Origin of the sequence: Streptomyces sp. (assembly GCF_035563135.1) — a bacterium.
Taxonomy (GTDB): Bacteria; Actinomycetota; Actinomycetes; order Streptomycetales; family Streptomycetaceae; genus Streptomyces.
In genome coordinates, this window is sequence record NZ_DATMVN010000290.1 from 1 (window position 1) to 7,494 (window position 7,494).

A 7,494-nucleotide genomic window follows, 5' to 3' on the forward strand; every position below is an offset into this window, starting at 1 on the left:
GTCGGCGGGCGGCGAGAGCCACGGCATCAGCCCGCGGTAGATACCGCCGAGCACCACCGCGTCCGGATCGAACAGATTCACCGCTCCGGACAGCACCTGCCCCAGCATCCGGCCGGCACCGGCCACGGCGGCCAGCGTCACGGGGTCACCCGCCTGCGCCCGCCGCTCCAGCTCCATCACCCCCGCGGCCCCGCCGGCGGCCTCGCCGATGCCGGCCGCGCGCAGCAGGGCCGACTGGCCGGCGTACTGCTCCAGGCAGCCACGTGAACCGCATCTGCATCCGGGTCCTGCCGGGTCCACCACCACGTGCCCGATCTCCCCGGCGAAACCGTGCGCACCGCGCAGCAGTTCACCGTCGAGGACCAGAGCGCCGCCGACACCGATCTCGCCCGTCAGATAGAGGAAGCTGCGGACCGTGCCGAGCCCCCCGAACCACAGCTCGGCCAGCGCCGCGAGATTCGCCTCGTTCTCCGAGCGCACGGGCAGCGGTGCCGCGCCGGGACGCAGCGCGGCCAGCGACTTCGCGAACAGCTCCTCGGCGGTGACCTGGTTCCAGCCCAGGTTCGGGGCCTGGCGCACCGAGCCGCCCGAGACGAGCCCCGGCAGGGCGAGCGTCGTACCGACCGGGTACAGGTCCTGCTCCCGCGCGGAGTCCAGGGTGCGGGCGGCGATCCCCGCCGCCCGGGCCAGGACCTCTTCGGGCGGGGCCCCGCGGTTGTCCAGGTGTTCGGTCTGCCGTACCCGGCCGGTGCCCGCCAGATCCACGACACACACCGACACGTAGTCGATGTTGACCTCCACGCCGAGCCCGGCGGGCCCGGTGCGCGCCACCTTCAGGGCCGTGCCGGGGCGCCCGGCCTGCCCGCTGAACGTCTTGCCCGACTCGGTGACGAAACCGCTGTCCAGCAACTGCTCCACCAGCGAGGACACCGCGGCCCGGGTGAGTCCGACCCGGGCCGACACCCCGGCCCGGGTCGCCTCGCCGGTCTCGCCCTCGTCCCGTACGGCGCGCAGCACGAGGCTCAGGTTGTGGCGTCGTACGGTGTCCTTGTCGGCCTTGGACCCCAGGGGCGTGAGGTAGCTCTTCATATGGTTGACGAGCCTATGCGATGCCCCTGGGGGGACGGTCCCCACGGGCCCTGCTACAGGTCCGCCGCCTCCGTCACCGCCCGCAGGTCGACGAACTTGAAGCCGGTCGCCTCCCGGTCCTCCTCGCCGCCCGCAGCGGAGGTCTCGTGCCCGTCCTGGACCACGAGCAGCCCGTGCGGATAGCGGGAGCCCAGCGGCTCGTTGAGCACGGCGGCACCGTCGCACTCCTCGCTGCCGTCGAGGTCTGCGGACACGGCGGTGACGCGGAAGCCGCCTTCGTACTCGTTGCCCTCGACGATCTCGCGGTCGTACAGGGCGAAGCTGTTGTCACCCTGGCCGGACGCCATGAGGTAGCCGTCGCCACCGGACTCGCGGAAGAGGGTCAGGCCCTCCACGTCGGCCGCCAGCCGCTTGCCGCCGAAGCCGGGGTCGGAGCCGGGCGCGCACTCCTCGGTCTGCGGGTCGTACGTCCCCGGGACGCCGTACTCCTTGACCTTGTCCACCAGGACCGGGCGCCCGGTCAGTCCGGCGGGCAGCCGCCAGATGCCGACGTCCTCCTGGCCCGCGTAGAGCGTGCCGTTCTCCGGGTCGACGACCATGCCCTCGACCTGGGGCAGCTCACCGGGCTCGCCGCACGGTGTCCACGGGGTGCCGTCCGGGAGCCGGAAGGAGGAGGGGAGCGAGAGGGTGCGCACCAGGCGGTAGCCCACCGTGCCCGCCGCCGTCGGCCGCAGCTCCAGCAGGGCGAGGTCCGTGGTGTTGCGCCGGCTGACGAGCGCGTACGAACGCCCGGTGGAGCGGTCCTGCCAGGTGGCGAGGCCGTAGGCGGTCCGCTGCTCGTTGATCTCGGCCTGGCCGGAGGAGAAGACCGGGGCGGCACCGGGATCCGTGACGTCCTTCAGGGGGCCGCCGGGCTGCGAGGGGTCGACGCGGTAGATACGGAGGCGGTCGTTGCCCCGGTCACTCACCACGGCCACATCGGCACGGCCGGAGGGGGTCCGCAGTCCGGTCACCAGATCGACGTTGTTGAACCTGCCGGGAGCGTCGTCCTCCGTCGCGGGTACCGGTGCGGGGATCGACTGGACCAGGGACGCGTCCAGACCGTAGACCCGCAGCCCGCCCTCCTTGGCGGTGGCGACGACGAGACTGCGGCCGGGGTCCGCGTCGTTGCGCCAGATCGCCGGGTCGTCGGCGTCGGCGTTGCCGCCCGCCTCGTCGTCGTACAGCGCGGCGGTCTCGGCCGTCGCGCCGACCGACGGCAGCGACCGGGCGTGCGCGGGTGAGAGCGGGACCAGGGTGATCAGTGCCGTGCCGAGGAGGGCGGTGGCCGCCAGGCGAGGGGAGCGGTGCATGCGCACGAAGGCTTCCTGTCGTAAGAGGGGCATGTCCGTGACTCGTCAGGAAGTGTCGGGCGGCGGTGCGCTGCCCGGGTGTCGCGCCCATGAGGAGGACACGGGCGCCAGGTGAATTCGCGGTGCCGCGAAGACGGGCAGGCCCGGCGGCACGCGCCACCGGACCTGCCCCCGCACCGGACGCTCCCGAAGGGCTCAGGGCCGCGCGCCCCGGGCCTCCAGCATGTCGGTCATGAGCGAGATCTCCGACTCCTGGGCCCGGGCCGTGCCCGCCGCCAGACTCCTGATCTCGTCCGTGCCCGCCGCCCCGGCCGCCGCCCGGGCCATGTCCGCCCCGGCGCGGTGGTGCACGGTCATCAGCCGCAGGAACAGCACCTCGGCGTCCCTGCCCTCTGCCGCGCGCAGTCCGTCCAGCTCGGTGTCCGTCGCCATGCCCGGCATGAGCGAGCCGTCGGACGGGGCGGCCGGGTGGCCCATCCACTCCATCGGCGGCCGGTCCGAACTCTTGGGCCTGCCCCAGGACTCCAGCCAGCCCAGCATCATGCCCCGCTGGTTGGCCTGGGTGTTGATGATGTCGTACGCGAGCCGGCGCACGTCCTCGTCCTCGGTGCGGTCCCGGACGATGAACGCCATCTCCACCGCCTGCTGGTGGTGGACCGACATGTCCCGGGCGAAGCCCACATCGGCCGAGCTCTCCGCAGGAACGGGACCGGGCGCCCCGGAGCCGGACGAGGAGGCCGCCGAGGGCCGTACGACCATGAGCAGGACCAGCCCCGCGGCCACGAGGAACACCACCGCCCCCGCCCACACCAGCGAACGGGGAGCGCGCGCGGACGGGGTCACCGGGCGACCCCGCCGGAGCAGGCGGCACCCGGCTCCGGGGTCTGCGCGCCCTGGACGTACTTGGTGAAGAACTGCGCGACGCGGGCGTCGGTGGCGCTCTTCACGGTGAGCTGCTTGCCCCAGGCGCTGAGCATCAGCGGGTCCTTCTGGTCGGCCACGGGGCTCATCAGGGAGTAGGGCGTCTTCGAGACGCGTTCGGAGAGCGCCTTGACGTCCGCTTCCTTCGCCTTGTCGTTGTAGGTGACCCAGACGGCGCCGTGCTCCAGGGAGTGAACGGCGTTCTCGTTCGGTATCGCCTCGGTGTAGACGTCGGCGTCGCAGTTCATCCAGACCGGGTTGTGGTCACCGCCGACAGGGGGGTTCATCGGGTAGTCGACGGGCGTTTGGACGTGGTCCTGGGCCAGGTCGTCCCAGGACTTCTCGCCGGCGACGGGCGAGGTCCTGGCCTTCTCCTCGGCCTTGTCCTGCTCGTCGGCGGCCGACATCAGGTAGCCGCCCCCGGCGACCAGGCCGGCGAGCACCACGACGGCCGCGGTGATGGTGATGATGCGGCCGCGGCGCTCCCGGGCCCGCTCCTTGCGGCGGGCCTCCTCGAGTTTGGCGCGGCGCGCGGCGGCAGGGCTGTTCTGGTTCTTGGCGGAAGCCATGTCAGGTCCTCGGGTTCAGCGGATCGCGGGCGCGGAAGGCGGCCACGCGGGGACGAAGGCGCACGGACGGACGGCCCCCGGCGCGTCGACGGCGCGGAGGGCGGACCGGGGCGGGCCTAGATCCGCTGGACCTGCAGACGTAGTCGGTCGACAGCGTCCACCGAGTCGTTCGTGGGACCCCGGACGGTCGCGGCGCCGGTGAGCGGGGCGGCCCGCAGCGTCACCGAGGAGCAGGGCAGGGCCACGGGAGCGGGGTGGCCGGAAAGCACGGCGGCCGTCGCGTGGTCCGTCGTTCCGTGGCACGAGCTGCCGATCCCGCGTTCGCCCGGGGCGTCGGCCACGACGACCACCGCGGTCGTCGCGGGGGCCGGGGTGAAGGCCCTGGCGGCTGTCGTGGAAGGGGGGCCGGCGGGGAGGGAGGCTGTGCCGGCCGGGGAGCAGCAGAGGAAAGCCGCCACGAGCATCAGTGCCCAGACCGGTGCGGCGGGCAGGCCGAGGCCACCTCGTCGCCGATCCGTCCACGCGCTCATTCCGGTCATCGTCGCCATCGTAGATGGTGTGTGAATGTTCAATGAGTATGGGGCGCGGTTCGGCGGGACGGTGCGCCCCGGGTGACAACACAATCGAACCTACCTGCGGGCTGGCATCCGGGCCCTCACGGGGTGCCCCAGCTGCTGCGGTACCGGGACGGCTCCCGCTGGACCGGGCACACCCACCCTGCTCAGGGGCGGGCACCTGCTCAGGCCCAGGCGCCCGCGGCCGCTCAGCAGCAGACAGCCGCTCAGCAGTTCGCCCCTCAGCAGGCCGTTCCGCGGCAAGGCGCGCCCGGCGCCGGTTCACTGTTCAGCCAGCAGGTCCTGGTGGTGAACCAGAAGGCCGAGCTGATCGAGCTCACGAACGAGTACAGCGTCTTCGACCAGCAGGGGAACACCGCCGGTCCGGTCGCCCAGGTCGGCCAGAGCGGTCTGCGCAAGGTACTCAGGTTCGTCTCCGGCATCGACCAGTACCTCACGCACCGACTGGAGATCCGCGACGCCCACGGGCAGCCGCAACTGCTCCTGACCCGCCCGGCGAAGTTCGTCAAGTCCCGGGTGCTCGTGCAGCGCCCGGACGGGCAGCCCGTGGGGGAGATCGTCCAGCAGAACGCCATCGGAAAGATCAACTTTGCCATCATGGCCGAAGGCCGGCAGGCCGGAGCGGTCAAGGCCGAGAACTGGCGCGCGTGGAACTTCGCCGTCGTCGACCACACCGGCACCGAGATCGCCAGGATCACCAAGACCTGGGAAGGCCTGGCGAAGACCATGTTCACCACGGCGGACAACTACGTGCTGCAGATCCACCACCAGCTGCCCGAGCCGCTGCTGAGCCTCGTCGTGGCGACGGCACTGACCGTGGACACCGCACTCGAGCAGGACGCCCGCGGCTTCGGCTGAGCCGCCGCGCGGATGCGGGACGGTGCCCGGCCGGGCACCGTCCCGCATCCGCGGCTACTCCACGCCCTCCCGCTCCGTCTCCGCCATCTCCGCCAGCACCCGCTCGGCCACCGCGAACGCCGAATTCGCCGCCGGGACCCCGCAGTAGACCCCCGTCTGCAGGAGGGCGGCGCCGATCTCGCGGGGGCTGAGGCCGTTGCGTACCGCCGCACGGACGTGCATGGCCAGTTCGCCGTGGTGGCCGTGTGCGACCAGGGCGGTCAGAGTGATCAGGCTCCGCTCGCGCCGGGACAGCGTCGGGTCGGTCCAGATCTCGCCCCAGGCGTAGCGGGAGATGAAGTCCTGGAAGGGCGCGGTGAACTCCGTGGTCGCAGCCTGCGCCCGGTCCACATGCGCATCGCCCAGGACCTCTCGGCGTACCACCGGCCCGCTCCCGCGCTCCCGGGGAGCGAAGTGGGCCCGCAGGGCCTCCCTCACGGCTTGCGGACGCTCGGCGGGAGCCAGGTGGGAGGCGCGTGGCAGCTCGGTCAGCGCCGCGCCCGGGATTCCGTCGGCGATCTCCCGGGCGTGGGCGGGCGGCGTCGCCGGGTCCTCACGCCCCGCGATGACCAGCGTCGGAGCCCGTACGCCGGACAGTCCGGGCCGCAGATCGCAGTCGGCGAGCGCGTCGCAGCACGCGGCGTACGCCGAAGGGTCCGTGGCCAGGAGGTCGTCGAGCAGCCGGGGTTCGGTGAATCCGGGCGTGAACCAGCGGCCCGCCGCACTTTCGGCGACCTCGGCGAGGCCTTCGGCGCGCACGAGGGCGGCCCGCTCCCGCCAGGGCCCCGGACCGCCGAAGTGGGCGGACGAACAGACGACGGCCAGCCGGTCGACGCGCTCCGGGTGGTGGACGGCGAGCCAGAGACCCACCGCGCCGCCCAGCGAGACCCCGGCGTACGAGAACCGGTCCAGGGACAGCGAGTCGGCGAGTGCCAGGACCAGGGCACCCAGATCGGCGATGCCCGCTCCCGGGCCGATCAGGCCCGCGGGCGAGCCGCCGTGCCCCGGCAGGTCCCACCGTACGACCCGGTGGGCGGCGGAGAGCTCGGGGGCGACCCCGTCCCAGAGCGCGGTGGAGGTGCCGAGCGACGGGCCGAGCAGGAGCGGGGGAGCGCTCGCCGGCCCTTCGGCGCGGTGGTGGAGGAGGGCGTCTGTCGTGTTCATCGGCGCTCCAGAGCGCGGTCGGTGAGGAGCCCGGCGCTGCCGGTGTACCGGGCGGGGTCGGTCAGTTCCGTGAGATCCATGCCGTCGAAGGCGGGCTCGCCCGCGAGGATTTCGGCGAGGGGCCTGCCCTCGTCGCGGGCCCGGCCGGCCGCTTCGGTGAGGATCTCCTTCGCGCGGGTCCGGCCCACCCGCCCGGCGGCGACGGCGGCCAGCCGCTCGGAGACGATCAGCCCGCCGGTCAGTCCCAGGTGGCCGCGCATGGCCGACGGGAAGACCTTGAGCCCTTCGGCGAGTTCCACCGCGTCCCGCGCCGCCCCGCCGACCGTGCGCAGCAGGTCGCGCAGCGGCTCCCATTCGGCGTGCCAGGCCCCGGCCGGCCGTTCGTCCTCGGCGGCGAGCGAGCCGTACAGCGTGGCCGCCGCTCCGGGTGCCCGGCGGGCCGCGGCGGCGATCAGGGTCGCGCGGACCGGATTGGCCTTGTGCGGCATCGCGGAGGAACCACCGCCGGAGCCTTCCGAGAGCTCGGCGATCTCCGTACGGGACAGGGTGAGCACGTCGGCCGCCGTCTTGCCGAGTGCGCCCGCCGTGAAGGCGAGCGCACCGGCCAGGTCGGCGACCGGGGTCCGCAGGGTGTGCCAGGGCAACAGCGGTTCGGCCAGGTCCAGTTCGCGGGCGTAGGAGGCGACGAGACCGGGCCCCGCCGCCTCTTCCGTGTCCACGGTGAAGGCGGCCAGCGTGCCCGCCGCGCCGCCGAGCTGGACGGGGAGGGCGTCGCGCACCGCCCGCAGCCGGTCCCGCGCGTCGAGCACCAGCGACCGCCAGCCGGCGGCCTTGAGGCCGAAGGCGGTCGGCACGGCGTGCTGGGTCAAGGTCCGTCCGGGCATCGGTGTGTCGCGGTGCCCGGCCGCCAGCCGCTCCAGCGCGTCG

The 7,494-nt window shown here is 73.5% G+C and carries 8 protein-coding genes; 1 reads left to right on the plus strand and 7 read right to left on the minus strand.

Annotated elements, in window-relative coordinates; all coding sequences use genetic code 11:
* The 5 genes from VN520_RS12755 to VN520_RS12775 form a co-directional block, all read right to left on the minus strand.
* Positions 1-1,089, minus strand: a 1,089-nt coding sequence (locus VN520_RS12755) for an ROK family protein (protein ID WP_325747006.1), incomplete at its 3' end; no start/stop codon positions are given.
* A 53-nt stretch (positions 1,090-1,142) separates the two neighbouring features.
* Positions 1,143-2,441, minus strand: coding sequence for a phytase (locus tag VN520_RS12760; protein ID WP_325747007.1), 1,299 nt, complete (start codon positions 2,439-2,441; stop codon positions 1,143-1,145).
* A gap of 195 nt (positions 2,442-2,636) precedes the next feature.
* Positions 2,637-3,284 (minus strand): DUF305 domain-containing protein, encoded by a 648-nt coding sequence (locus VN520_RS12765; protein WP_325747008.1) that lies wholly within the window; start codon positions 3,282-3,284, stop codon positions 2,637-2,639.
* Positions 3,281-3,931 (minus strand): DUF3105 domain-containing protein, encoded by a 651-nt coding sequence (locus VN520_RS12770; RefSeq protein ID WP_325747009.1) that lies wholly within the window; start codon positions 3,929-3,931, stop codon positions 3,281-3,283. Before VN520_RS12770 ends, VN520_RS12765 begins: the two co-directional genes overlap by 4 nt.
* A 116-nt stretch (positions 3,932-4,047) precedes the next feature.
* The gene (locus VN520_RS12775) at positions 4,048-4,470 is read right to left on the minus strand and encodes a hypothetical protein (protein WP_325747010.1); all 423 of its coding nucleotides are present in this window, start codon (positions 4,468-4,470) and stop codon (positions 4,048-4,050) included.
* 72 nt (positions 4,471-4,542) lie between these two features.
* Here VN520_RS12775 and VN520_RS12780 point away from each other — a divergent pair, with 72 nt between their 5' ends.
* Entirely contained in the window at positions 4,543-5,364 is an 822-nt protein-coding gene (locus VN520_RS12780; RefSeq protein ID WP_325747011.1) for a phospholipid scramblase-related protein, read from the plus strand.
* Between the two features lie 54 nt (positions 5,365-5,418).
* On the opposite strand, the gene pcaD is transcribed toward VN520_RS12780, so the two are convergent.
* Positions 5,419-6,567 carry a 3-oxoadipate enol-lactonase gene (gene pcaD / locus VN520_RS12785; RefSeq protein WP_325747012.1) on the minus strand — a complete coding sequence of 383 codons (1,149 nt, stop codon included), beginning with the start codon at positions 6,565-6,567 and terminating at the stop codon, positions 5,419-5,421.
* Positions 6,564-7,494 (minus strand): lyase family protein (locus tag VN520_RS12790; RefSeq protein WP_325747013.1); only part of this gene is annotated, 931 nt, incomplete at its 5' end. The genes pcaD and VN520_RS12790, both read right to left, overlap by 4 nt.

What these genes read in the sequence shown, in the direction of transcription:
- VN520_RS12770 (WP_325747009.1), bottom strand. Translation starts at nt 3,931, where the DNA reads ATGGCTTCCGCCAAGAACCAGAACAGCCCTGCCGCCGCGCGCCGCGCC.
- pcaD (WP_325747012.1), bottom strand. Translation starts at nt 6,567, where the DNA reads ATGAACACGACAGACGCCCTCCTCCACCACCGCGCCGAAGGGCCGGCG.
- VN520_RS12775 (WP_325747010.1), bottom strand. Translation starts at nt 4,470, where the DNA reads ATGACCGGAATGAGCGCGTGGACGGATCGGCGACGAGGTGGCCTCGGC.
- VN520_RS12760 (WP_325747007.1), bottom strand. Translation starts at nt 2,441, where the DNA reads ATGCACCGCTCCCCTCGCCTGGCGGCCACCGCCCTCCTCGGCACGGCA.